Annotated in this window: 19 protein-coding genes; 12 read left to right on the top strand and 7 right to left on the bottom strand. The window is 44.6% G+C overall.

Going from position 1 to position 26516, the window contains the following annotated elements; genetic code table 11:
• Nucleotides 1–47: 47 nt before the first annotated feature.
• Nucleotides 48–2426 carry an ABC transporter permease gene (locus tag ABIE50_RS20510; RefSeq protein WP_209858079.1) on the bottom strand — a complete coding sequence of 793 codons (2379 nt, stop codon included), beginning with the start codon at nucleotides 2424–2426 and terminating at the stop codon, nucleotides 48–50.
• Between the two features lie 208 nt (nucleotides 2427–2634).
• Nucleotides 2635–3054: a DUF6194 family protein gene (locus ABIE50_RS20505; protein ID WP_209858078.1), complete on the bottom strand. Its 420-nt coding sequence runs from the start codon at nucleotides 3052–3054 to the stop codon at nucleotides 2635–2637.
• A 105-nt stretch (nucleotides 3055–3159) separates the two neighbouring features.
• Here ABIE50_RS20505 and ABIE50_RS20500 point away from each other — a divergent pair, with 105 nt between their 5' ends.
• The 6 genes from ABIE50_RS20500 (at nucleotide 3160) to ABIE50_RS20475 (ending at nucleotide 12996) form a co-directional block, all read left to right on the top strand.
• Nucleotides 3160–3486 carry a winged helix-turn-helix transcriptional regulator gene (locus ABIE50_RS20500; RefSeq protein WP_354028096.1) on the top strand — a complete coding sequence of 109 codons (327 nt, stop codon included), beginning with the start codon at nucleotides 3160–3162 and terminating at the stop codon, nucleotides 3484–3486.
• 681 nt (nucleotides 3487–4167) lie between these two features.
• Entirely contained in the window at nucleotides 4168–7329 is a 3162-nt protein-coding gene (locus ABIE50_RS20495; RefSeq protein ID WP_209858077.1) for an RHS repeat domain-containing protein, read from the top strand.
• A gap of 22 nt (nucleotides 7330–7351) precedes the next feature.
• Nucleotides 7352–11815, top strand: a complete 4464-nt coding sequence (locus tag ABIE50_RS20490) for a DUF6443 domain-containing protein (RefSeq protein ID WP_209858076.1) — start codon at nucleotides 7352–7354, stop codon at nucleotides 11813–11815.
• A 1-nt stretch (nucleotide 11816) separates the two neighbouring features.
• Complete coding sequence (locus ABIE50_RS20485; protein ID WP_209858075.1) at nucleotides 11817–12299, top strand: hypothetical protein; 483 nt, start codon at nucleotides 11817–11819, stop codon at nucleotides 12297–12299.
• Nucleotides 12300–12596: 297 nt separating this feature from the next.
• Nucleotides 12597–12815 carry a hypothetical protein gene (locus ABIE50_RS20480; protein ID WP_209858074.1) on the top strand — a complete coding sequence of 73 codons (219 nt, stop codon included), beginning with the start codon at nucleotides 12597–12599 and terminating at the stop codon, nucleotides 12813–12815.
• A complete protein-coding gene (locus ABIE50_RS20475; protein WP_209858073.1) occupies nucleotides 12805–12996 on the top strand; it encodes a hypothetical protein in 192 nt (63 codons plus the stop codon). The genes ABIE50_RS20480 and ABIE50_RS20475 overlap by 11 nt, the downstream gene beginning before the upstream one ends.
• Before the next feature lie 394 nt (nucleotides 12997–13390).
• On the opposite strand, the gene ABIE50_RS20470 is transcribed toward ABIE50_RS20475, so the two are convergent.
• Complete coding sequence (locus ABIE50_RS20470; protein ID WP_209858072.1) at nucleotides 13391–13858, bottom strand: Crp/Fnr family transcriptional regulator; 468 nt, start codon at nucleotides 13856–13858, stop codon at nucleotides 13391–13393.
• Nucleotides 13859–13921: 63 nt separating this feature from the next.
• Nucleotides 13922–14050, bottom strand: coding sequence for a hypothetical protein (locus ABIE50_RS20465; RefSeq protein WP_354028095.1), 129 nt, complete (start codon nucleotides 14048–14050; stop codon nucleotides 13922–13924).
• Nucleotides 14051–14245: 195 nt separating this feature from the next.
• On the opposite strand from ABIE50_RS20465, the gene ABIE50_RS20460 reads away from it, so the two are divergent.
• Nucleotides 14246–15847, top strand: coding sequence for a hypothetical protein (locus tag ABIE50_RS20460; protein ID WP_209858071.1), 1602 nt, complete (start codon nucleotides 14246–14248; stop codon nucleotides 15845–15847).
• A gap of 101 nt (nucleotides 15848–15948) precedes the next feature.
• Here the strand turns inward: ABIE50_RS20460 and ABIE50_RS20455 are convergent, their stop codons facing one another.
• From ABIE50_RS20455 to ABIE50_RS20445, 3 genes are read right to left on the bottom strand one after another with little or no spacing between them, the layout of a single operon-like run.
• Nucleotides 15949–16551 (bottom strand): hypothetical protein, encoded by a 603-nt coding sequence (locus tag ABIE50_RS20455; protein WP_209858070.1) that lies wholly within the window; start codon nucleotides 16549–16551, stop codon nucleotides 15949–15951.
• The gene (locus ABIE50_RS20450) at nucleotides 16551–17084 is read right to left on the bottom strand and encodes an RNA polymerase sigma factor (protein ID WP_209858352.1); all 534 of its coding nucleotides are present in this window, start codon (nucleotides 17082–17084) and stop codon (nucleotides 16551–16553) included. The genes ABIE50_RS20455 and ABIE50_RS20450 overlap by 1 nt, the downstream gene beginning before the upstream one ends.
• A gap of 29 nt (nucleotides 17085–17113) precedes the next feature.
• On the bottom strand, nucleotides 17114–17935 hold the full coding sequence (locus ABIE50_RS20445) for a hypothetical protein (RefSeq protein WP_209858069.1): 822 nt from the start codon (nucleotides 17933–17935) through the stop codon (nucleotides 17114–17116).
• Between the two features lie 143 nt (nucleotides 17936–18078).
• Here ABIE50_RS20445 and ABIE50_RS20440 point away from each other — a divergent pair, with 143 nt between their 5' ends.
• From ABIE50_RS20440 to ABIE50_RS20420, 5 genes are all read left to right on the top strand, one after another.
• Nucleotides 18079–18522 carry a lipocalin-like domain-containing protein gene (locus tag ABIE50_RS20440; RefSeq protein WP_209858068.1) on the top strand — a complete coding sequence of 148 codons (444 nt, stop codon included), beginning with the start codon at nucleotides 18079–18081 and terminating at the stop codon, nucleotides 18520–18522.
• Nucleotides 18523–18636: 114 nt separating this feature from the next.
• Nucleotides 18637–19542, top strand: coding sequence for an NAD(P)H-binding protein (locus ABIE50_RS20435; RefSeq protein ID WP_209858067.1), 906 nt, complete (start codon nucleotides 18637–18639; stop codon nucleotides 19540–19542).
• A 167-nt stretch (nucleotides 19543–19709) separates the two neighbouring features.
• A complete protein-coding gene (locus tag ABIE50_RS20430) occupies nucleotides 19710–20630 on the top strand; it encodes a helix-turn-helix domain-containing protein (protein WP_209858066.1) in 921 nt (306 codons plus the stop codon).
• Between the two features lie 441 nt (nucleotides 20631–21071).
• Entirely contained in the window at nucleotides 21072–21506 is a 435-nt protein-coding gene (locus ABIE50_RS20425; protein WP_209858065.1) for an LIC11966 family surface protein, read from the top strand.
• 58 nt (nucleotides 21507–21564) lie between these two features.
• A complete protein-coding gene (locus ABIE50_RS20420) occupies nucleotides 21565–26448 on the top strand; it encodes a PKD domain-containing protein (RefSeq protein WP_209858064.1) in 4884 nt (1627 codons plus the stop codon).
• Nucleotides 26449–26516: the final 68 nt, after the last annotated feature.

Below are 26516 nucleotides of genomic sequence, written 5' to 3'. Positions count from 1 at the left end.
AAGCCGGTTATTTACCAGCTTTTAGTGAGATGTATTAACGCGGCATGCTATTCATTCTTCAGGCTTATTACCGGGTTGTCCAGCGCCGCTTTGAGCGATTTCAGGCTGATGGTTACAATGACCATCACAAAGGTGATCACCACGGGCCAGAGGAAGCTGCCGGCATCCAGGTTAAGCCGGAAAACAAATTCCTGCAGCCAGCGATGCATCACATACCAGGCAACAGGGATGGCTACCACCAGGGCTATCAGCAACAGCCGTATAAACTCTTTCAAAAACAACCATAAAATGCTGCCTATACTTGCTCCCAGTACTTTCCGTACACCTATTTCCTTTTTCCGCTGTACTGCCATAAACGATACCATACCGAACAAGCCGATACATCCTACCAGGATGGCCAGTAAGGAAAATGTTTGTATCAGCTGTAATAAAACTTCTTCTGCGTGATACATCTCACGGATATTGTCATCCAGGAACTCGTATGACCAGGTATAATCCGGGTATACATCTTTCCAAAGCTTCTCCATTACCGGTAACAATTGCCTGGCATGCTGCATATCAATATTCACGGCACAATTGTAGTAATGCTGATAGTCGCTGTACATACAAACCGGCTCAATATCCTGGTGGAAATTGTTGGTATGAAAGTCTTTCACCACACCTACGATCATGGTCTTTATATCATATATTTTCAGCGTTTTCCCGATAACAGATTCCGGTGATTTTGCCATTACCCGTTTTACAAATGTTTCATTAACAAGACAGCCATTTATGGTGTCGCCGCCATACAGGTTACGGCCGGCCACCAGCTGAAGCCCAAAGGCTGAGAGGTAGCTGGTATCCGCTGCTTTTACATTCAGCTGGAAGGGCTCGGCCCGGGGCCGGTTATCATATTTAAATTCGTTTGTATTATTCATGTCCGACATCGGCGATGTAAAACAGAAGCTCAGCTTATTGACGCCCGCCAATGCCGTTAACTGGTTGCGTAGCCCATCTATCGCAGATTTATTTTCTTCCGGGATATTTATCATCACTATGCCGGCTTTATTAAAACCAATTTCGGTATCCATAGAAGACCGCAGCTGCCTGGAAATGATAAGGGTGCAGCTGAGCATGAACAGCACAATGGAAAACTGGAGCACCACCAGTATTTTTCTCAGCGGGATACCAGCGGCGCTGCTGCTGATCATTTTACCCTTAATGGTTTCCACGGCTTTCATGCGCGACAGTACGGTACCGGGATAGTAACCTACCAGCAGGGTAACCAGGCTGAATAGTATTGCTGTAAAAAGGACAAACGGCGCCTGGAATATTACGCTGCCTGCAATATTTGTATCGAATAGCTGGTTGAACCGTGGCAGCAGCAGGTAGGCCGCCAGCACAGATAGCACCATTGCACCCAGTACCAGCATTCCTGTTTCCATCATAAACTGCCAGCGGATCTGGGCGCCCGAGCTGCCCAATACTTTCCGCACGCCTGCTTCGCGGGAGCGGTGAAATAAGCGGGCTGTTGCCAGGTTCACGAAATTAATACCCGCCGTGATCACCAGGAAAAGCCCGATCAGCGCCAGTCCCCATAGTTGTTTCTTTTCTATCTGCCCATCGTAGGTCCTGTTGAAATGAATGTCGTTCAGCGGCTGCATAAACAGTTTGGTAGATTTTGCCGCCCTTGGTGAATTTTTAGTGAGAAAGGCCGGGAAGATCTTCTCCACCGCGGTGCCGGTAATTCCGGGTCTCAGTTTTATGAAGCACTGTATTTCGCTGGAAACGGCGCCCCAGCTGCTGTCGCTGGCCATCCAGGGATCGGCTGTCCTGAAGTTGCTGTAAGATAAATAGATCTGTTGTTGGTTCACGCTGTTCACCGGGATATCTTCCAGAATACCTGCGATGGTGAATTTATACTTATTGGAGAGCAGGAACTGCTTGCCTATGGCCGATTGCCCGGGAAAGAGCCTGTTAGCCTCCCTGCGGGTGATCACCGCGTTATTGGGTTCCTGCAATACCGCTTCGTTCCCCTCCAGGAACGGGTAGTTAAAAATCCGGAAGTAGCCTGGTTCCACGTAGGCGGCGGCGATATGAAACAGTTTGCGGGAAGCGCCTTCGCCCACACTGATCTGCGGTTCTTCCAGGCCGGCCCGCATTACTACCTGTTCCCCATAGGCATAATCATTCCTGAAAGCTTTGCCCAGCGGCTGTGGTACTCCCTGTGAATAATCTTCTTTATCATAATCAGACATTGATACGATCCGGTAAATACGGCCGGCATCTTTATGAAAATTATCAAAGCTTAAATGGTAATTCAATAAACAGAATATCAGCATAGCCCCGGCAAACCCTGTGGTTAGTCCTACCAGGTTGATCAGGGAAAAGGCGCCGTTATGCCGTAAATTCCTCCATGCAGTTTTAAGCCAGTGCAGCTGCATCATAAGATGGTATTTTGGTCACAGTTCAGGCACATAAAATAAGCCAATATGAAAACCCGCTACCAGTGTGCATGCTTTTTCAGGGCACTGTCCGTAATCGGACAAATGCGTGCATAAGCGGACCAGGAGCGGCGCTCCCGTTTTATTGGTCGTATTATTTTAGTGTGCTGTTTTTAAATGAAACTGACTGGTCGCTTTGCTGGCATAAAAGTTAATTATCTGCTTTCGCTGCCTGTTTTTTATCAAAGCGTTTTTTTGCAACAAGATGGGCTTCGTTGATGTAGTTGATTGTTTCCGTTAGCCGATCGCCTTCAGGGTTCAGGATACAAATAAAGTGCTGTGCCGCATAGTGGGGGTGAGGCATGAAGCGGTTCAGCGCAGTATAATCCCATTGGGGCTCATTGCCGGTAAATAGTTGGTGGAATGAATCTTTTGAAATGCCGATATTCACCCTGAACACACCATCCCGGTTAAGATTGGATACATTATCATGCTCATTATCTGAGGCTGCAAAGGTTACAAAAGGGAGTACCTGTTCCGGGCCATAGAAGAAAAATGTGTATCCGAAGCTTTCAAGTTTTGTAATGTTGGGTAATTCAGTAATATGCTGTTCAATGTGTTGTAATGACATGGCAGGTATGTTTTGTTGAGGGCAAATTTCACCTTATTGCGGTACATTTACAAGGGGTTACTATTTTGGCATATAGTAACACGGAGTAAAGTAACAGGAACTATTATGGCTTTGGAGGATAAAAATAAAATAGAAAAAGTTTGCCCGTTCCAGGAAGCGATGGACTTGATTTCCGGGAAGTGGACAATGTCGATCATCAACACCCTGATGGCAGGGAAGATGCGGTTTAAAGAGCTGGAGAGGAGTGTGGCAGGGATTAATACCCGGATGCTGGTAAAGGAGCTAAAGCAACTTGAGGCCCGGAAAATCATCAGCCGGCAGGCTTATGCCACTATGCCTCCAACGGTGGAGTATTCGTTAACTGAAAAGGGGAAGTTGTTAAAGCCGGTGCTGGTGGAGATACAGGTGTGGGCGCTGGGGAATTTGGAGTGATGTGTTGCGCAAATCCAATGCGTTTTTGAACTATATGTTTGTGTAGTTTTTGGCGGAGATTGATTTATCACGTTTAAATACGTATAGAAAACGTACTTATACAATTTTAAGATTCTAATTAAATTTATTAAATTTTGAATTAATTTGCACATCGTTATATGATTGTTCATTGCAATTGCATGCATTTCAAGGTTTTATTCCCGAACTGAGTTGAAGATTAAGAGATATCCGTGCCTTTGAAATATTTACTACGCTATTGTAATAGCTGAAGAATTAAAAGTTTCAATTAACATTGTTTTGCCTAATTGATTTTAAGTTTACCCACTATGACCACATTCTATTTTTAGTAGTAAAAGGAATCTGCGCCAAAAGATATATCTAACTTACCCGGTTTGGATGCTTTGATTTTTCTACGGCGCTGTTTTATTTATTTATTTATTTATCGGATGCTTCATTATCATAACCCGCATGTCTTGACGGTCTGAGAAGGAAGCAGGTTATTCCCTTACTGTTTTATTCTAAAAACAGATCCGGTGAATGTTGAACCTGGGTATAACTTTTACCTGATCATCATTAAACTCTAATAATAACCGCGCAAATGATAACTCCATGAAAGGATTGTATTTACTCTTGTTTTTATTCTTTTTAAAAATGAGCTTGTTTGCTCAAACCGGTCCCAGAATGATTGACATTCCTAAAGTGATACCACCATCCCCCAATGCAGCGTCGCTGGGTAAATATGGAGACGTTCCAGTTGGACTTTATACAGGAATTCCCAGTATCAATGTGCCCTTATATACGGCTAGTATTGGCAAGATACCTCTCCCTATTTCTATCAGCTACTATTCCTCTGGTTTAAAGGTAAATGAGCTGGCTTCCCAGGTTGGCTTGGGGTGGACATTGAATGCCGGAGGCGCTGTTACCCGCAGTGTAAATGTAAGACCGGATGAATTGGGCTATATGACCCAGGGTAGTTTAGCTGTACTTGATTCCATTGTGAAAACCGGTGACAGGATCAGGGAAGCTGCTGTAGGAATCCTGGATTTGCAACCTGATAACTTCTCTTTTAATTTCAATGGCAAAAGTGGCAAATTCATCATTGATGCTACGGCGAGTAACAATGCGCATATTATTCCCTTCCAGCCGCTTCAAATTACCTACCCCAAGCGCCTGGATAGTATCCAGATAGTGGATGAAGGAGGAATAATTTACCAGTTTTCCGCATCTGAGACTTCGTATACAGAAGGGGCAATTCTATTTAGCCCCTTCAAGTCGGCCTGGTATCTGTCGAGGATTATTACTCCGTATGGAAATGCTTATTTTACTTATACAGATGACGTAGATGATGTGATCAGTGAACAAAGCAGTGAAGTGGATTATAAGAGAATAGCAGGTACCTGCGATCCTATGCCCGCATCAAACTCATATACACAAGTTCGGGCTGCATCGAAAGTGTTGAAGAGCATAACAACTCCTTCCTGTGCCATAAACTTTTACTCTTCAGCTAACCGGAGAGATGCGCAGTCGAGAAGTAAACTGGATTCAATCACTGTGCTGGATAAGAAAGGGAAAAGGATAAAAAACTTTACATTTAAGTATAGTTATTTCGGTTCTGAAACGGAAACAGAACTGAAATACCGGCGTCTGAAACTAGATAGTTTATCAGAAGAAGGTACTAGTCCTGTTGGCAAAAAGTGGCATTCGTTTGAGTACAATTCTCCTCAGCTGGTTCCTCCTACCGATTCAAAATCCCAGGATACCTGGGGGTATTTTAATGGGGAGAACAATTTTACCCTATTGCCGCAGGTAGATACCTTCGTTAACAATATACATATCTCACTGTCAGGAGCTAACAGGGCCCCTAAGCCCAATTATGCAATGATAGGAGTGCTTAAAAAGATCACTTATCCGACAGGTGGCAATACAGAATTGGTTTATGAGGGAAATGACTATGGGCTGAAAAATGGTAGCCAGGTGACGTATCGGGAGAAAATAAGCAATGACAGGTTGGCTTCGGCATTTAGTCCAACTAGTGGCACCAGCGTGGTTGACAACCAAACTGATCTCACCATTAATAATAAACAGGAAGTATTAATTAATTACGCAGGCAGAAATAACGGCCCTGCTTCACTGGAGGATAATCCTTCCGTGTATCTTTACAAAATCAGTGCAGAAAATGTGCAGACGACTTTACTGGAATATCATAACCTACGGAATGTCTCAAATTCACTGAGCATAGAATTAGACTCCGGTCTATACAGGTTAAGGGCTACTGTTGATAGCAGAAGTGGCCAGGACGCCTATATCAGAGCGCAGTATTATACCTATTCGGATTCAGTTGTGCTTATTAAAAAGATGGCTACCGGAGGCCTTAGGATTAAGGAAATAGTTAACTCGGACGGTGTAACTAATGTGCCGAACAGGCATAAATTCTATTATACTACAAGTTATGATTCGGATCGCTCATCTGGAAACCTCATCAGTGATTTTAACTTTCTTGAATCCAAGCTGACCAATAGAAATGGCCCTACTTGTGAATATTTCATCAGATCCAGCTTTCCCGTGTCTACACTAAACAATACCAGGGGAAGTAATGTCGGCTATTCGACCGTAACCGAAGTGTTTGGAGAACCACAGTCCGGAAAGAAGGTGTCTGAGTTTTCCTTTATTGCTACCAACATGCATCTTCCGGAATATCATGGAGGCATAACCATGAATTATTACAATATAGGGGCATCGGAAAAATACACTTCCGATATGGATTATTTGCGTGGCAGTTTACTGAGAGAAATCAACTATGATTCATCAGGTAGAAAAGTATCACGCACCGATTTCTATTATAATACCGATAATCTTCAAAATGGTAATTATTTCTCCGCTAATATATTGTATGGTTACACATTCCCTTACTGTAATTCTGTTTATTGTTCCAGCTGTTGTACTTCAGAACCGCTTAACCAGGGTTACAGGCTTGTGCCTTCCAAAATCGTCTGTCCATGGATTTATGAGGTTCAAAGGGTGGATTCCGTATTCGATCTTGACAACAATCGAAGTATCGTTAAAACAGTGAGTAGTTATTACGATAATGCCCAGCATGGTCAAATTAGCAGACAAGTTGAAGCGAACTCATTAAACCAAATACAAACTACTTACTATAAGTACCCGCTGGATTACACCATTACCGGAACACCTGCAACACCGGAAGTTACGGGGATAAAATATCTGCAGACAAACCACTATATCAATAACCAGGTTGAAAAGTATACTACCATTGGTACTACAACTGTGGCAGCATCCGTCACCACATATAAGCCGGATAAGCCATTCCCGGACATTGTATGGGGCTTTGATTACCCGGACCCCGTCCCGAATTATGCACCACTTACTGTGACCGCAGCCGCTATGACAAAGGACAGCCGGTACAAGCCCTGGGTTACATTTAATAATTATGACAGCTACGGAAATATCAGGCAACAAGGCAAGGTAAATGACCTGTCGGAAGTATATCTATGGGGTTACGATAACCAATACCCTGTGGCAAAGGTTGCGGGTAGTGACTATACTACTGTAGCTGCATTAGTGAATAATACGATTTTACAGTCACCATCTACAGATCAGCAACTCAGAGATGAGCTTAACAAAATACGTACTGCTCTTCCTGGCGCCATCGTGAATACTTACACTTATACCCCGCTTTTAGGGATTACTTCTGAAACAGACGACCGTGGGCTGACCATCTATTATGAGTATGACATGTTAGGGCGATTGAAAGCGATTAAGGATCAGGATGGTAAGATCGTAAAATTGATCCAGTATCAGTATCGTGTTCCCATAACACAATAGTTGACCTCAAAAAGAAGAAATTATGTCAAAAGCAATATATATCATTCTGCTGTTACTATGTGCCGGTGCTATAAATGCGCAGACACCTGTTGATATACCGAGGAGTGCGGCTACGCCGGTGCCTGTGCCGGCGAATTACAATAATGTTCCTATTAATTATGTTAGAAGCTGGGAACCAGCCATGCCCAGCGGAGACTCAGCTACCATTGCTGCTCCAGCCAGAACCGTGGCAGAAGTCCGGCAGTCGACAGAATACTTCGACGGGTTAGGAAGGCCTATTCAAAGTGTCGTTAAAGGTCTTAGTCCCTCAGGAAAGGATATGATAACGCCGACTATTTACGATCAGTATGGCAGAGAGCAATACAAGTATCTTCCTTTTACCTCGCAAACAGCAATTGATGGGAAATTTAAGCTTGATCCATTCGCACAACAGAAGCTGTTTTATAGCAATGCGACGCTCATGCCCGGTACCGCAGAGGAAAGCGTGTATTATAATAAAACCGATTTTGATGCCTCGCCACTAAACAGGCCATTAAGGTCATATGCTCCAGGTAATAGCTGGGCTAAGAAAGACGTTGCAACCGGGGAAAACGGTGGCAACCGCTTCGTCAAGAACAGTTATGAAACGAATGGGGCAACAGATTCAGTGAGGATTTGGACGCTCGCTGCTGGGGGTATTATTCCTACCAGTACTTCAATTTACGCAGCCGGGCAGCTTTATAAAAATTCCGTCATCGATGAAATGGGTAACCAGGTTATTGAGTACAGAAATAAGGACGAGCAAGTTATACTAAAGAAGACGCCGGCTCCCGTCGCTGGAACAGCCCATGTAGGATGGCTTTGTACCTATTATGTTTATGACGATAAGGACAATCTTCGTATGATAATCCCACCCAAAGCGGTACAGACCATCAATGGAAACTGGATTATCTCAGCGGAAGTAGCAAAAGAACTTTGCTTTATTTACAGATACGATGGACGGGGAAGGCTGATAGTTAAAAAGCTGCCGGGTGCTGATTCGACCGAAATGGTATATGATGTAAGGGATAGGTTAGCTTTTTCCAGAAGCGGTAATATGAAAGGGATAAACTGGCTGGTCACCTTTTATGATAACCTGAATCGACCTACGATGACGGCACTTTACAATAATGCAAGTACTAGGGAGGCTCTCCAGGCCACTATGAATACCGCCACTAGTAATACACAGTCTATCTCTTATACTTTTCCTGGTAACGCTGATTTGATTTTGGATGCTCATGATGGTAGTATGTTGTACCAGGCTACAAATAGTATTACTCTCGAAAACGGCTTTGATACGGGACAAGGAACTGAAACAGCTCTTGAAATTAATGCCTTAGCGACAAATGGTAATGCAACCATTACTGTTTCCAACCCGTTACCTAACATATCAGAAAGTGAATTAACCCCATTGACATATACTTTTTATGGCGATTATAGTTTTGCAGGTAAGTATGGATATGTAAATGACGATATTGCAAAACCGCAAGCAGGTAGTAATCCATATGCAGAGACCTTACCGGCTACGCCCAGCACAAAGATAAGAGGGCTGGTAACAGGAGCTAAAGTGCGCGTGTTGGGAACAAATCAATGGTTAACAACAACCAATTATTATAACGACAAGGGACGGATCATTCAATCCTTATCAGACAATATTTCCGGCGGTGTAGATGTGAGCAATAACTTGTATGATTTTAATGGAAAATTACTTAGTACTTACCTGAAACATAAAAATCCACGTAGTACAACTGTACCGCAGACTACATTACTAACGATGGTCAGCTATGATGCGTCCGGACGGGTTACTTCAGTTAAAAAACGCCTTAATGACATAGTAGCAAATGAGAAAACAATTTCAGCTTCGACCTATAATGAAACGGGGCAGTTGTTAACAAAACGTCTTGGTGTTACTGCTACCGGGCAGCTTGAAACGCTAAAGTATGAGTATAATATCCGTGGATGGCTCAAGGGAATCAATAAAGAGTATGCCAATACAGATGGTAGTACCGCCAATTGGTTTGGACAAGACTTATCATATGACTATGGTTTCACCCTCGGTGCCCAGTTCAGCGGTGATATTGCAGGTGCACGCTGGAAAAGCAAATCAAATGGTATAGCAAGACTTTATAGCTTCGGCTATGATAAAGTTACCCGCCTTACTTCCGCGAACTTCCTGGAAAGGAATGGTACAACCTGGGGGAAAACCAGCATGGATTTTACTGTTAACAATTTAACCTATGATGCCAACGGTAACATTCTTACCCTGAACCAGATGGGCAAAAACGGCGCAGCTGCACCGTCGCTTATTGATCAGCTAACCTATACTTATCGCAATAACAGTAATAAGCTGGCGAAGGTAGCTGATCCTATTAATACGGCTGCTGCTAAATTGGGCGACTTCAACAATGGCATTAATACTGGAGATGATTACGACTATGATGCAAACGGAAATCTTATAAAAGATGAGAATAAAAATATCACGCTAATCCGGTATAATTTCCTTAACCTGCCCGATAGTATTGTCATAACAGGAAAAGGTAACATTGTATATAGATATGATGCTTCCGGTAATAAAGTAAAGAAAATTGTAACAGACGTTACAGGAGGTACGCCGAAAGTAACCACAACTGATTATATAGGGAGTTCTGTTTATAAGAATGATAGCCTGCAATATATCAGCCACGAAGAAGGGCGCATCCGGGCTAGTTTTAAGACCGGCCAGCCGGTGGCTTATAACTACGATTATTTCATAAAAGATCATTTAGGCAATACCAGGCTTGTTCTTACAGATCAGACTGATCTTAGTATGTATACGGCGACCATGGAAACTACCAGCGCCCCTACAGAATCGGCCCTGTTTAGTAATATCGATAACACCCGTGCCCCCAAGCCTATAGGCTATCCTTCAAATCAGGATACTGCTCAGAACCAGTCTGTCTCCAAACTGACGGCCCTGAATGAAGGAAAGAAAATTGGCCCATCGCTGGTATTACGGGTTATGGCTGGAGATACCTTCCGGATTAAGACGAATGCCTTTTACAAGTCCATTGCTCCTGCGGAGAAAAAGACGGATGTTCCTTTACCGGAGAACATGGTGGCGGACCTCGTGCAGGCATTTAGTGGATCTACGGCATCCAATGGTACACATGGGGCATCAGATGCCGGCGCCTCAACACCATTTAACAGCGACTTCTATAATACCGATTACCAGCGGTTAAAAGAGAAAGATTCAGATCCGGCGCAGACCGACCGGCCTAAGGCATATTTAAATTTTGTTTTGTTTGATGATCAATTTAAATTAGTGGATGAGAATAGCGGTGTAAGGCAGGTTAAAGCAGAACCTGATCAATTACAGACGCTGGGGCAAGATGAAATGGTGGTTTCAAAATCTGGGTTTTTATATGTATATACCAGCAATGAGAGCCCACAGGATGTGTTCTTTGACGATGTAACAGTAGCATTGGCCTCCGGTCCTTTACTTGAGGAAACTCATTATTATCCATTTGGGTTGACAATGGTGGGGATTAGTTCAAATGCATTAAGAGGGACGAACTATCCGGGGAATCGAAAGAAGTATAATGGGATTGAGTTTACGGACGAACTGGATCTTGATATCTATGATGCTCAATTAAGAAATCTTGACCCACAGATTGGGCGGTGGAACCAAGTGGATCCGAAGACTGAGGATATGGAAATGTGGAGCCCCTATGCTTCAAATTATGATAATCCCATAAGGTACCAGGATTTTCTAGGCGATAGCCCTTTTGAGAATGATAGGCCTCGAAAACCGAATCGTTTTATCAATGGAGTGGCTACCGGATTTGCCGGATATTTTCAAAATATTGGTAATGCCATTGCTAACCCCAGCCAGACGCTGAAAGGCATGTTGAAGCCTAAGGCCCTGATCGAAAATGTATTGAATAATGCAACCTTTGGCGCATTGGGAACTGCTAAAACAGCAGCTGACAATGTTAGTACGGTGATTAAAGAAGGTTCTTTTGGTTTGGGTAAGGTTTTGGGGAATACGCTGGCGGAATTGTCTGTTGTGGCTGCGACGGAGGGGGCAGGGAAGGGTATGAGCTCGATAAAAACTGCTGCTCAAGTTTCTAAGTTAAGTACACGAGTAGAAAACACAGCACTGAGTATGCAGGCTGCAGGACAATTTCCTGCAACAATAGTAGGTGCAGTTGCGAAGGGAGGAGAAACAGCAATTGGAACTAGCGGTAAAATTCCTTCTGTAATTGCCCCAAACCTGGAGGCAGCTGCAATCGAAGTAGGAGGGGTAGGTGCTAAGAATGCTGGTAATGTAGTAGGTTGTTGTGGTGAATTTAGAGCAGCAAACGAATTGATGCTGAATAATAAAACGTTGAAACCAACGGATATAAAATTCACCCCAGCCATTAGACCTCGTACAATGGAAGTTATAATACCATGTGACAACTGTAGAGCAATATTTAAAACCGATTAATATGTATTCAGAAGAGAGAATAAAGGAAAAAGCAATAAACGAATCTGGTATTGATACAGATTGGTTCTTAATGGATAGCAATGGCAAGATTGCCGTTGTGGCCTCAGCGGGAGGCTTGCTACCAGACTCTGTTTCTTCAGATATGGAAAGATTAAAAAGAATGATAGAATATTTTCGTTCCCTTCCCATATTATCGGATGATATTATTATTGACGAGCGTGTTCTTAAATTAATAGATAGTTATAATGGGAAGCAAAAGGATGCTTATCTAAAAGATTTATATTTTATGGCTTCCAGGGGGCTTTATTATTTTGATAAAATGATTCTGAACGATTATTCAGATTTTAGATATTATTTAAAAGCAAAACCAATAAAGCCGTTGGTTATTGGGAAGAATATCAATAGTAAGGATGTTCTTCCTCTTACAACTATAGATAGAGATATGGAAAACATTAATCAGTTTATGGTTAATGAAATATTATAATTAATAAATAACGAAAAGTCGAACCGCAAGCACAACTCGCGGTTTTGATAGCATTCCATTTCCTGTTAAGTCTTTCTTAGCTTTGGTGCCTTTTATATGCAAATGTTTTTATCGGTATTTTCAATGGGGATTAGTGTATAGTTATATTTTTTTAGAATCTTTTTAATGCGATTGCCCATAGTATGGTTGATAATTGTTCTGGAGAATATGCCAAGCAAGAGGAAGATGGAAAAGAGGAATGTTATAATAAGTATAAGAAGCTTTAAACATTTATTATACTACCCAAAACTAGGCTTATTGAGAGGATTGCTTAGATCTCATATTGAATTGGAAGAATTGGCTGCAGCGCTTAACCAGTATATTGAAATCCTGATCGATGGGGATACAGGCATAGAAGAAACCATTGCCGCTATTAGTGGTCACTACTTCCGTACCTTTTTCCTCACTCTTCATTCCCTGGAGATGGAAGAACATATCAGCATTGCTAAATTAAACCATGTACTTTATGACTATTGAGGCCAAACAGAAAAACATACTGCTGGAATTACACACAGAATTCTCTAAGTTGCCGGTTATGTTCAGGGAGCGGGTTTGTGAGGAATGCAATTACAGTGTGCCTGTTTTCTACCGGAAAATAAGAGGAACATTAAGCAAGGCGGAAAGGAAAATGATCCGCTATATAGGAGCTGGTCAGTAGTTTGTTCAATACCGCTTCAGGGAAGGGGGAAAAGTAAATGAAAAAGGGCTAACAGTAGCAGGCAGCATCATGACAGGTGTAAGCCAGGCTGCTGTTAAAAATGAGTAGCAGGAACGCCCTCTGCTGCCTGTTCTGAGGAAAGTTGCAACAATTCAGAACAGTTGTAAGAATCCCCCGCATGCCTGCGGGGGCTTTTTTAACAGTATGTTGCCACTAACGCAAATTATCAGGATGGTGTTAATTTTGTTTCGGTGTTTTCGGTTGTCATGGATGATTTACTTTGAGGTAAATAAATGCTGAACATTCGCAGGAACACGAGGGTTACTTTTTCATTATAAAAATTAGAATTCAGTTTTAAGAAGATTGTTAAGATATATGACAATTTTTTGGGGCCCTATACCCGCGACTGCACATACTTGTTTATACGATTTTTCTTTATGGCGCTTAAATATTGCCTGGTAATACCCAGGTAGGAGGCCAGGTCGGTATCCGTCAACCGGTTCTCCAGCTTAGGATACTCTTTGAAAAGCAGGTGATAACGTTCCTCGGCAACATAGTTGATCCACATGGCCCTTTCTTCTGCCAGCACATAGTAATGCTCAGTAAGTTTCCTCCCTACTTTATTAAATTCCGGGTAGATATCGTAAACAGCCTGCAGCTTTTCCCATGGTATGGCCAGGCATATAGTAGGCTCTTTCGCTATCAATTTATCTAAACTAGGCGCCTGGTTAAAGAAACTTCTTACTGAAATAATCATATCATGTTCTGTAAAGAACCACTTCGCCTTTTCAATACCATCCTTTATATCTTCCGGTAACCAGTCCTTTAACACAAAAATAGCAGTACCTGCAGGTTTCTCCATAATCCAGTATGATATCATTTCTTTTGAAAGAGAATATCTCGCAGCTATTGATAATGGTGACTTTTAAGGTGTCAGAGAAAGAAGGGAGATGTATTTTAGGCTATTAAACATAGTTTCAAAGTACTGCTGACCTTCCGGGTAAATGGAATTAAGCGTATAGATAATCCTGGTGCCACGCTTCTTTTTTTTCATAGTGATGATTGTGTTTTGGGACGATAAATTGGTGGGTGGTAGGGTTAAATATCCAAATGACAAACTATCAGATAAGTAAATTAAACTTTTCTATAAAGAAAAACAAGATGGTGTTATCATCATCTGACAGGCATGCAAAATTGTTCCACTTGCATTATCTTGCGCTTTCATTATGAATAACTGCCGACTTATACTATGAAGAACAAGTTTATTAACCTCAGTGCCTGGGCGCCTGTGTACCTCATTTTCATGCTGGCAGCCTGTCACGGCAACAGTGAAAAAACGAAAAGCAAGCAACCTGTTGCCACTGCAATCCATACGGATTCACTGGCCAATAAGCATGTTGATATTCCAGCTGCGTCTACCGAGGCATATGTTTCAGGGATCATCAGCAGGAGGCTGGCTATTGAAAAACAGCTACCAGGTATAGACGCTGGTGCGGCTGCCAGGCTTTATAATTCCCTTGCCCTTTATGTAGATACTGCCCTGATAGGTATTAGCAACAATGAGCATGAATGGGTGGATGAATACGTGAATTTTTATTCAGAAGCAAAAGGCAAAGTAGTGCCGCCTGCCAGGGTGCAACAGCGCATTGATCTACTCGCAACAGCAGGTATTGAGCCCTGGGAAATAGGGGAGGGATATACGGAGCTTCGCACGGTTCCTACATTTTATACCGGTTTGTTCAAGGCTTCCCTGCCTGCCGATTACGGAGCGTACCTGCAATTGCGCGCCAATGAAGATACGGTATTATACAGCGCCGATGCCGGGTTGGTGATCCCATTCAGATTGATTGGAAAGCGGGCCCTTAACTGGGAGAAGTTCCTGGACAATTATCCCGGCAGTATTTTCGCAGCCGCAGCCAGGGAGCTGTATAAGGGATATTGTGAGGATTACCTTTTTGGAGAAGACAATACGCCATCGTTTGAATACTATGATAAGCTTACCTCGCTGATCCCGGAGAATAAAGCAGAGTATATCTCTTTCGTGGAGCAGCACGGGAACACCAAAACTGCCGGGATTGTAAAATTGTTCCTGGATAAAGTAACTACGGCAAAAAACTATATCGAATTGCGCCAGCAACTGAGGGAAGCGATAGCGGCCGTTTATGAAGGGGAGATCAGTTTATTGCCTGTTCAGCCGGAATTTCCGCCGGAGCAAATTGAGCAGCTTACCAGGGTGGTGTACGATACAGTGCCGGCAGAGATAACGATTGCGGAGGGAACAACAGAGAAGATAGACCGTCATCTTGATTCGGTGATGTACTTTCAGCAGGATAACAATGTATACTGCGTGGCTGTATTTGCCAACCAGGGAAGGAACGGCGGAGCGCCGGTTTCCGGTTGGGTAGATGTATGGGCATTCAAAAAATCGGGCGATCACTGGCAAAATGTTTCTCACCTGCTAAATGCCGGTGGGGGAGGCATGTATGGTAATTCCGGTTACTTTAATAAGCTGGTGAAAGTGGGACATCATACCATAGGTATCGTGGTGAGTGGCGGAATTACACATATGGGAAGCAGCGTTTCCTGGGATGACCTGATTATTTTCAGGGACGAGAAACTGGCGCCGGTAATGAATATTGTAACAAATGATGCTTACGATGCCGGGAATGGTATGCAAAGATGTAGTATTAATAAATGGTGGTTACAGCCTAATGGGCAGCAGGAAAATTATGATGTTGTGATCATTCCCGGCAGTTGTATTGGAGGGACTTTACCATTGGACCGGATCACGGTTCCTTATAAAAACGGGCGCTATCCTGTTCCTGATAAATTCCAGGATAGGGGAATTTGATATGTAATTGTAGTAATTGCTTTTCCGGTCAATTTCCAGAACAGAGGGATTTGATATACAGCCGTGTATCAAATCTCTCTATGTATTTGACAAACATCCCGTTATTCCTTTTTCCGGGCGGAGTCCTTCCCCGCAGATATTTTATAATCATTGTCTGAAATACCCTTTACTCCTTTGGGCTTTTTAGGGTGAGGGGCTGTATTTACAGAGTCAATTGCCGGAAGTGGCGTTTTGTCGTAACGCCAGAATGAGGAATCCGGTTTGAACAGGGGAAATACCTGTTCGGCTGCGGAATCTTTACGGATGCTGCTGACCGGCATTTCTTCCCGTGCTATGCTGTCCTTTTCTGCCGGCGGTGGAATGAAGGGAACTGTTTTCTTTTCCGTATTATCCTTTAAGGCCGGGCTGTCGATAATCGGGGCAGGCATTTCCGGCACAGTGGGTATGTTTTCGGGTGTTGTATTTTTTTGTGAATGATTTGTATGATTAGTATACCACCATAGTGCAGTAACAACAACTGTGATTCCTGCAAAACCGTACCAGCCCTTTCCTTTAATTTTAGGCGTAGTTTTCTGATCCGGTATTTCAACAGGTGCATCCAGTTGCGCTTCAATGCTGGCCCAGATACTGTCTGCCATGTCCGGCACCGGTACCTGATCCAGCTTTGCTGCTATTAAATGCTCATATGGAGTGTTAGTATTCACTAGGTTCTTATTGCTGCTAATTTTTGTTGAAGTATTTTTCTCGCTTCACTCAAATGCCATTTACTTGTTCCTTCACTAATACTTAATTGTCCTGCGATCTCTTTATGTGTATAGCCGTCAATGGCATAGAGGACGAATACTGCATGTGTAGCTGGAGGAAGCTGTTTGATAAGTTGAAGTATGGCAGCTGCATCCGTTTTTTCGACAATGTCGTTGTTTATATAAGGTTCTTCGGCAGTATCCAGTTCCAGGCTGGTGAAGCGGCTGCGTTGTTTTATATGGTCTAATGATTCGTTGATGACGATCCTTTTCAGCCAGCCATGGAAATTCCCTTTTGATGTGTCGAAAGTTTGTATACTCCTGAACATTTTCACAAAGGCATGACCCAGGATATCGGCGGCTTCGTGTTCATCTATAGCGTATCGCATGGCGATGGACATGGCAAAGCCATAGAACAGCCGGTATAGTTGTTCCTGTGCCTTCCTGTTGCCGTTGCGGCACTCAATAATGATATTGCCTAAATCCTGTTCCAGCGTTTTAGTTTATCCTGTTCTTCAATGGATTACCATTTTGCATCATGTACCTTTCTTGCCAGGATAGCTGTGCCAATGGCGCTGATGTTCAGTTTCTCCGTAGCATCCAGCTCATTGTAGAACCATATATTGCGGTCGATCATATCCACAATGGCTACTACACCGCCGCTGGTGCTTATTTCATAACCCGATAATAATTTAAATGGCAGTTTTCCTGTTTTACCATTATCGAGGGCTGTACTTTTAATACTTAATGCTCTTATAAAAAGGGTATCAACGCCATTTGTTGCGAGGCCATTGTCTTCCGGTTTGATATAGGTAAACGGGTTTTTGTCATTTTCCGCTTTCCTGTCGTAGATATTAGTCATCAGTAATTCCCAGTTTTTGCTTTCCTGCGTAGTATCCACGCTGATCAGCGCCGAAAATACATATTTATATTGCTGCAGCTGCTCAAACCCACTGAAAGGGCTTTTACCATTAATTACTTCATACTCCAGTTTTTTGGTCACCTCTTTTTCGTCCGCATATATCTCCACGCTATTGTTCCCGTCTGACAAGGCATAGCGGAACCTGGCTTTTTCTTTTGTGACCGTCTCGGCTTTCTGGATGCCGACCTTATTCCAGAGGAGGTTTTCCAGGAAGAACCCACGTCCGCCCCAGCCGGGGTAACTTAAATGGATGCCTCTTTTTATCCTGGAGGTGGTAAACTGGCCGAACGACATCTTGTTTCCTCTCGCTCCCTTCACATGCAGCATGGTAGCCTGTTGCCTGAATGTATCGGGAATAGCCAGCCTGATGGAGGTACAACCGGTTAAACAGGCGAATGCTATTATTAATACTGTGTTTTTCATCTGATTCTTTTAATATCCGGGATAATTTTATCAATAATACCCGCATTTTTCTATAAAGGTTGGGTAGGGATAGAAAAAAATTTTTTTCGCTGTTAACCCAACCATCGGCAGTAACAGGAGGGTATTATCATCAAACAAAACATATGAGAACATTTACTATGAAATGGGTATTATTGATCTTCGCAGCAGGCAGCGTCCTGTTTTCCTGTAAAAAAGAAGAAAGCAGCGAACCAGGCTGCAGTATCAGCACAACCGGGCTTTCAGGATCCTATAAATTAACGGCTTTGCAATATAGGGCAAGTGCCACAGCGGCGCCGGTAGATTACCTGGCTTCTATGGAGGATTGCGAGAAAGATGATATCCTAACCCTGAAAAGCGATGGTACCTATGATTATAATGATGGAGGAACTGTTTGTTCGCCTTCCGGGACAGATCATGGCACCTGGCAGGTGAAAGGGAATACTCTGACCAGCGACGGCACCTTAAACGGTACAGTAGCCAGCTACGACTGCAAAACCATGGTCTATTATGTAGAAAATTCATTGGTGGAAGGGGATAAACTGACGTTTACCATGGTCAGACAGTAATAAAGTACTGGATTACTGCCGCATAGCCCCTTCCTTTTGGCTACAACAATGCGCCTTTAGGCTACAGTCATTTTGTGATTCCGGCGGATTTTTGCATCAACAAAAGAATCACATATGAATATCGTACTTACAGGCTCCTTAGGCAATATAGGGAAACCACTCACAAAAGAGCTGGTGGAAAAAGGGCACTCGGTAACTGTTATCAGCAGCAATCCCGAAAGGCAGAAAAACATTGAAGCACTTGGAGCAAAGGCCGCCATTGGCACCATAGAAGACGCCGGTTTTTTATCCGCCACATTTAAAGGAGCTGATATAGTTTACCTGATGGAAACACTAGACGCTGCAGGCGGCTTCTTTGACCCGGAAGTTGATTTCATTGCCGCTATCAGCCAGATAGGCCACAACTATAAGCAGGCGGTTGAACAGTCGGGCGTGAAACGCGTTGTGCATCTCAGCAGCATTGGCGCTCACATGAGTAAAGGAAATGGCATCCTGGCTTTTCACTACAATGTGGAAACTATACTGAAGCAATTGCCGGATGAGGTTTCCATTAAGTTCATGCGCCCTGTTGGTTTTTATACCAATACCTTCTCACTTATCAGGAACATAAAAGCGCAGGGGACCATCATTTCAAACTATGGCGGAGACAAAAAAGAACCCTGGGTATCACCACTGGATATCGCGGAGGTGGTTGCGGAAGAAATGGAGAAGCCCTTTGCCGGCAGAACCATACGCTATATTGCCAGTGATGAAGTTTCGCCAAACGAAGTGGCTGCCACATTGGGGGAAGCCATCGGTATGCCTGGCCTGAAATGGGAAGTGATCCCGGATGCAAAGCTGTTGGAACGCTGGCTGGCAGCAGGAATGAATGCACAGGTAGCTAATGGTTTTGTGGAAATGCAGGCAAGCCAGGGCAGCGGTGTGTTGTATGAAGACTACTACCGCCACCAACCGGTTTTAGGTAAAGTAAAGCTGAAAGATTTTGCAAAGGATTTTGCAGCAGCATTTAATAAAGCATAACCCGTTTTAATTAAACGTCGGGCCAGCGCCTTGTACGTTACCTGGCAACACGTTTAATAAAACATAACTCCTTTAATTGCCGCAAATGGCACTATAATGCACGGGCGCATCAGTGCCATTTGTGAGCAATTATTGGTGTAACTTTAGACAGATATTAATAGAAAAAGATGGCGAATATAAAAACCCAAAGGGTTAAAACGATCAGTGAGTTCCATCAGCTCCGGGACTTGCCAAAGCCGGAACATCCCCTGATCAGCGTGGTGGATTACGCGGATGTGAAACGGCCGCCCCATATCAGCGACATCAACTGGGTGTTTGACTTCTACCAGATTTCCATTAAACGGGGCGTGAACGGTAAAATGAGATATGGCCAGCAGGAATATGATTTTGATGAAGGCGTGATGTTTTTTATTGCGCCTAACCAGGTGTTCAGAATAGAACCGGAGCTCAACGCCACGGCAGTACGCTCTGGATGGATGTTGCTGATCCACCCGGACTTTTTCTGGAATACTGCCCTGGCAAAGAACATCCAGCAATATGAATATTTTGACTACTCGGTAAACGAGGCTTTGTTCCTTTCTGATAAAGAGGAATCGATCATCAATCATATCATCCAGGCCATCCGGCAGGAATACCATTCCAATATCGATCATTTCAGCCAGCAGATCATCATCTCACAAATAGAAACGCTGCTCAGTTATTCGGAACGGTTTTATCACCGCCAGTTCATCACCAGGAAAATCACCAATCATAAAATCCTGGACAGGCTGGAAAACCTGCTTTCTGATTATTTCAGGGAGGATGACCTGGCAGTGAAAGGATTGCCTACGGTGCAATACATTGCGCAATCATTAAACCTTTCGCCCAAATACCTGAGTAACCTGCTAAAGGTATTAACCGGGCAAACCGCGCAGCAACATATTCATGAAAAGCTGATTGAGAAAGCCAAAGAGAAGTTATCGACCACTGATCTGTCTGTCAGTGAAATTGCATATGAACTTGGATTTGAGCATCCGCAATCTTTCAGCAAACTATTCAAAAGCAAAACGGATCTTTCCCCGCTGGAGTTCAGGGCCAGTTTTAGCTAATCGCACTATTCCCCGCATTGTAAAACAGTTTACTTCCCCGTTCGGATGCTGTTATGGCTTCCGCACCGCAGGTAAACATTTCATGGTAAAACCAGGGAAGATAAAAGCAGAAAATATCCGCTCAAATCTCCCCTGATCTTTTAAAATCCAAAGTAATCAATCAGTCTGATCAGCGTAATAAGTTTAATCCTGAGTCAGACAAAATCCGCGTCAGACAATCTCCGCGTGGTATTAGCTCTTTTGCGTCTTCCCGCTGAGCACAAATAGAATCGAGCCTAAAACGATCAACCCTATTTTAATTCCCCACGCAGGGCCTTCTCCCCATTTATAGATCCATATTAGTATTCTGTGTACATGGTTAAAGAAACCGGTAACAATGGATAAAAGGCCAAAAATCACTAAAAGGGATGCTATCTTCTGCATATAAGGGGTATTTATAGAATGAACAATAGGGTGATTGCCAAAGCGGAATCGGTGCATAAAACATGGGTAGAGCAACTGGATAAATCCATTGCGGAAGTGAACAGGACAGAAACCATCAAAGTGGATGGAGGCCTGAAACCAGCTGTGGAGCAGGGATTGAAAGACTACGGAAAGATAGCAGGCGAAACTTACAAAGAACTGATAGGATTGCGGACAAAAGAGAAAAGCGGCGATACTTCCGTACAGCCGCAGATCCAGGCCGCGCTTAACAGGATCAATCAATCGTTTGAATCTATAGGGGGAAACATCAACAAAGCCGGTGATGAATTTGTAAAGAAGCATAACAAGCCATATTACCGGCAACCATTGATTTTGTCAGAAGAAGAACCATGGGCTGGCCCAAAAGCAAGAATGCTTTTGGCCAGCCTTTTAGAGATGGTACATATTGGCTGAAAAATTGTACATTGCCTGTACAACTGTATCGAGAGTCCGTATCATATCCGAAAAAACGATGAACCTAGCCATTTCCGCCAAAGGCAATTTTATTGCCTGTTTCACGCTGTCTGTGCTATCCTTTTGTCTGATGGCTCTTACTACCCGTGCGCAGCTGAAAGCGGATTTTACGGCAAACAATACGGCCGATTGCGGCCTGCTGGTCACCACCTTCACCGATCATTCCACCGGCAACCCTGTATCCTGGCAATGGGACCTGGGCAATGGCTTTACTTCTACAGAACAAAATCCGCAGGCTTCTTATGTAACAGCGGGCAGCTATACCGTTAGGCTCACCATAACAGACGCTACCGGTACTACCAATACCATTACCAAAACTAATTTCATCAATGTGTGGAGTAAGCCAAAGGTGAACTTCAGCGCCGTGCCTCCAGGCGGTTGCGCCCCTTTTACTACTACATTTACTGATAAGTCGGACCCGGTAGATGGTACCATTACCCAATATGCCTGGGACTTCGGCGACGGGTTTGATGGCAGTGGCAGCAGCATCACACATACCTTTGACCGGGCCGGTGATTACGCGGTAACATTAACGGTTACTAATAGTCATGGCTGTACGAATTTTCTCCGGCGGGAAAAAGCAGTGGAAGCATTGCCCGCCATCAGGGCGGATTTTACGGTGGCGCAGAAAACGTTCTGCCAGGCGCCGGCAGACGTGGTTTTTACCAACACCTCCACCGGCAGCGGCACCCTTAGCTATCTCTGGAAGTTTGATGATGGCGCTACTTCTACACAAAAAGATCCGGGGAAGCACACCTTTACCACTCCCGGCAGGCATAGTATTACCCTCACTGTAACCAATGAACTGGGTTGTTCTGATACAAAGACTGTAAGCGATATTAACCTGGCCAATTATAACACGGATATAGATATACCAACGCTTGTATGCGCCGCCAGGGCCAACAGTTTCACTGCTGTGGCCACTGGTATTAAGCCGGATAAATACGCCTGGGAGGTCAATGGCCAGCCCTTCGGCGGAAATACTGCCACAATTGCCTATACTCCCGCAGCAGCAGGCCCGCTGAAAGTGAAGTTAACTACCACCTACGGAAGCTGTACCCAGGTGGTGGAGAAAACCACCACTGTGAATGCCTCGCCGGCAGTGAATATCAGCAGTGATAATAAGCCTTCCTGCACATTGCCGGTTACGGTCAGCTTTAACAGCAATTCATCAGGCGCAACCGGCTGGCAATGGACATTTGGTGATCAGCAGACCTCCACGGAGCAAAATCCTGTGCATAGCTACAGCGCAGCAGGTGTTTATAAAGTAAGCGTAGTGGCTTCCAATGCGGTAGGCTGCCAGATGAGGAGTGAAGCAGATATCCCTGTGATACAAACCCTGGTTACGGCTACTGCCAGGGAAGCCAGCGGATGCGAGGGCATTTCACCAACGTTTACCGCTACCAGCAACAGCAGTGACCTGATAGCAACTTACAGCTGGGATTTTGGAGATGGATCTGCTAAGTCTGCAGAAGCCAGTCCTGCACACGTGTATCCCAAAGAGGGCACTTACGTGGTAACGCTTACCTATACTACCGTAAACGGATGTACGGGAACCGTGAAATGCCAGCAGGATGTAAAGATATACCGTAAACCCACGGTAGATTTCTCCTCGCCTGAAAGCCCAAAGGTTTGTGGTAATACCACGGTAAATTTCAAGGACCAGTCGAATATAGGCGATAAATGGGTATGGGATTTCGGAGATAAAACCATCAGCCAGGACAACAGTCCAACGTCTCAACACAGTTACACGGCGCCGGGCATATACGATATTACGCTTACCGTTTTCAACGGTACCTGCAGTAATTCCCTGACTAAAAAGCAATACATAGAGGCTACGGATCCATTTCCCCGTTTCACTGTTGCCCCGGCGGATTGTAATAATCGTCTTACCGCCACGTTTAACGAAAGCTCCACCAGGGCCACTTCCTGGAAATGGGAGTGGGGCGATGGAACAGATACGGCCTACACTACACGAAGCGCCAGGCTTACCCATACCTACCCTAAAACAGGCAGGTACCTGGTACGCCTCACGGTGTCAGACGGTATCTGCACCACAAAGCTGGAGAGAACAGTGGAGGTGATTGCAGCTTCACCTGTTGCCATCACCGCAGATAAAAGCACCTTGTGCAGCAGTGATACTGTGCATACAAAGATCAGCAGCTATAACCCGGATATCTACGGCATTAACGGCTATGCCTGGCAGGCTAACGGTAAAGCCTATCCCGACAGTACGCTTACCAGCTATCCGTTTACCAACCTAGCGCCGGGCAAACAGGCCTTGCAGCTGCTGGCCATCAACAGGGAGGGTTGTACCGACAGCAGCAACGTGGTGAACGTGGCGGTGCGTGGCCCGCTGGCGGGGTACAACCTGCCATCAAGTGTGCAATGCCGCGGTACGGCGGTAACCTTTACAGATGCTACAGACCTCACCTACAGCAGCGGAGTGGCAAAATGGGAATGGGATTTCGGTGATGGAACACCTTCGCAAACCTTCACAGCGCCGCCATTTACACATGTATATGACACGGCAGGCTATCGTTTCAAACCGGTATTAAAAGTAACCGATAAAGAAGGCTGCTCGAATGTTTACTCAGGGAAAACCCTGCAGGTGAACGGCCCCAATGCAGATTTTGTGGCAGATAAATACCTGGTAACACCCGGTACCAATGTTACTTTCACCAATCAATCCACAGACATCGGTGGCACCATTGCAACGGTGCGCTGGGATTTTGGCAATGGAACTTCTTCCTCAACTACTCAAAAGGCAGTGGTGAACTACGCCAATTTGGGTTTGTATAAAGTACAGCTGCGGATAACTGATAACAATGGTTGTAAAGACACTGCCGAAAAAGAGATCAAGGTTACAAAAACGGGCGCAGCTTTTACCTATACTTCCTCCTTTGTTGATGGCAGCAATTGTGCGCCTATGTTGTTCCGCTTTACCAATAAGTCTTTCAACTATACCAGCTCCTTCTGGGATTTCGGCGATGGCAGCACATCAGACCAGGCCAACCCCGTACATACCTACACGCTGGCCGGCCAGTATAAGGTAACTTTAAAAGTAAAGGGAAATAATGGAGATGAAGACCAGGTAGCGGAAACCATTATAGTAACAGGCCCGTTTGCAGAAATAACAGCAAGTACCCAGGGCGGCTGTCATGAGCAGGAAGTAGTGTTCAATATCACCGATGCAAAGCCTGCCACCTTCAGCTGGGATTTTACAGATGGTATTGTACAGCAAACAAGAGAAACAGTGATCTCACATACCTTTAAGAAGCCAGGAATATATAATCCCCGCTTGTTGCTTACCGATAATTTAGGGTGCCGTGGACTGGCCCTGCTTAAAGATCCGATCGTAATAGATGAGCTGGATGTAAAACTGAATCCTTCCGCTACGGAACTATGCGGTGAAGGCGATATCACTTTTGATCCTGATTTCACCAGCCATTCCATAACCCTGGGAATGCCGGCTACCTATCAGTGGACCTATGATCCTTCGGTGACCGCTACAGGCGCAAACACCGCCACACCAAACTTCCACGTGAGTAAGCCAGGCACCTATCAGTTTACGCTCACTACCACTACCGCCTATCATTGTGTAAAAACAGTATCTGCTACGGTGCTGGTACGGCCGGTGCAGCGGGCATCCATTACCGGCCCGGATAAAGCCTGCAGGGATGTACCCGTAACTTTTAACGGAAGCACTTCCGGTGATGGCGATGTTACGTGGAAATGGAATTTTGGTGGACAGGGTACCGATAACAAACAACAGCCCGCAGATAAGGCGTTTACCACACCAGGCATGGTAGATGTAACGCTGACAGTTACCAATAAGGAAGGCTGTACAGATACCGCGCATCACAGTATCAATATCCTCCCTTTACCGGACGCGAAAGCCACGGCTCCTGCAGATTTTATTTGTCTGAATAACACAACGGTGCTGCAGGCCAGCGGCGGTGTTAAATATGAATGGACGCCCGCCGAAGGACTGAGCAATCCCAATATTGCCAATCCCCAGGCAAGCCCCGTTGCCAATACCACCTACCAGGTGAAAGTGACAGACAATAATGGCTGCATTAATACCGGCGATGTCAGCATCCGCGTGGTGCAGCCTTTTACCATCAGGGCTACACCTGATACGGGGCTTTGTATCGGCGATAAGCTCCCCCTGATGGCAACCGGGGCTGATAGCTATGTATGGGAAGGGCCTGGCCTTGATAATCCCGGTATTGCCACGCCAACAGGCAGCTTAACCAGCATTGGCAGCTATACTTACAAGGTAACAGGATACGATAAGGACGGTTGTTTTTCCGACAACGCATCGCTGCGGGTGCAGGTGAACCCATTGCCAACGGTAATGCTGGGTGGCGATATCCTGGCAATGGCCAGTGTGCCGGTGCAACTGGGAGCCAACGTGAGCAATGATGTGGTGCGCTGGAACTGGTCGCCGGTGGAAGACCTGGACTGCAGCACCTGCCGCGCTGTGCAGGCTGTTCCCAATCTCACTACCCGGTATGTGCTGGAAGTGGAAAACCGTTTCGGCTGCAAAGCCTCCGATGATATAACCGTACACGTTACCTGCAGTAAAGGTGCAGTGTTTATGCCCAATGCATTTACACCCAATGGCGATGGGCAAAATGAATACTGCTATCCCAAAGGTAAAGGTGTGAAAGAAATAGAATACCTGCGGATCTACGACCGCTGGGGCACATTGGTATTTGAAAATATGCACTTCCCCGTAAATGCACCGGTTTCAGGATGGAATGGTAAGAACAAAGGAAATGTGGCGCCTATAGGTACCTATATCTATTCGCTGAAAACTATCTGCGAAAGCGGGGAAGCATTTGAATTCAAGGGAACAATCACGCTGATAAGATAGGTGGTATCCGGGTATGAAAAATCTGAAATTGTAAATTAATTGCGCTATATTATTATATTATTGCGATA

It is taken from the genome of Chitinophaga sp. OAE865, from assembly GCF_040546735.1.
GTDB classification, from domain to species: Bacteria; Bacteroidota; Bacteroidia; order Chitinophagales; family Chitinophagaceae; genus Chitinophaga; species Chitinophaga polysaccharea_A.
Note: the sequence above shows the minus strand (reverse complement) of the source record. Positions and strands in the feature narration are given on the sequence as shown.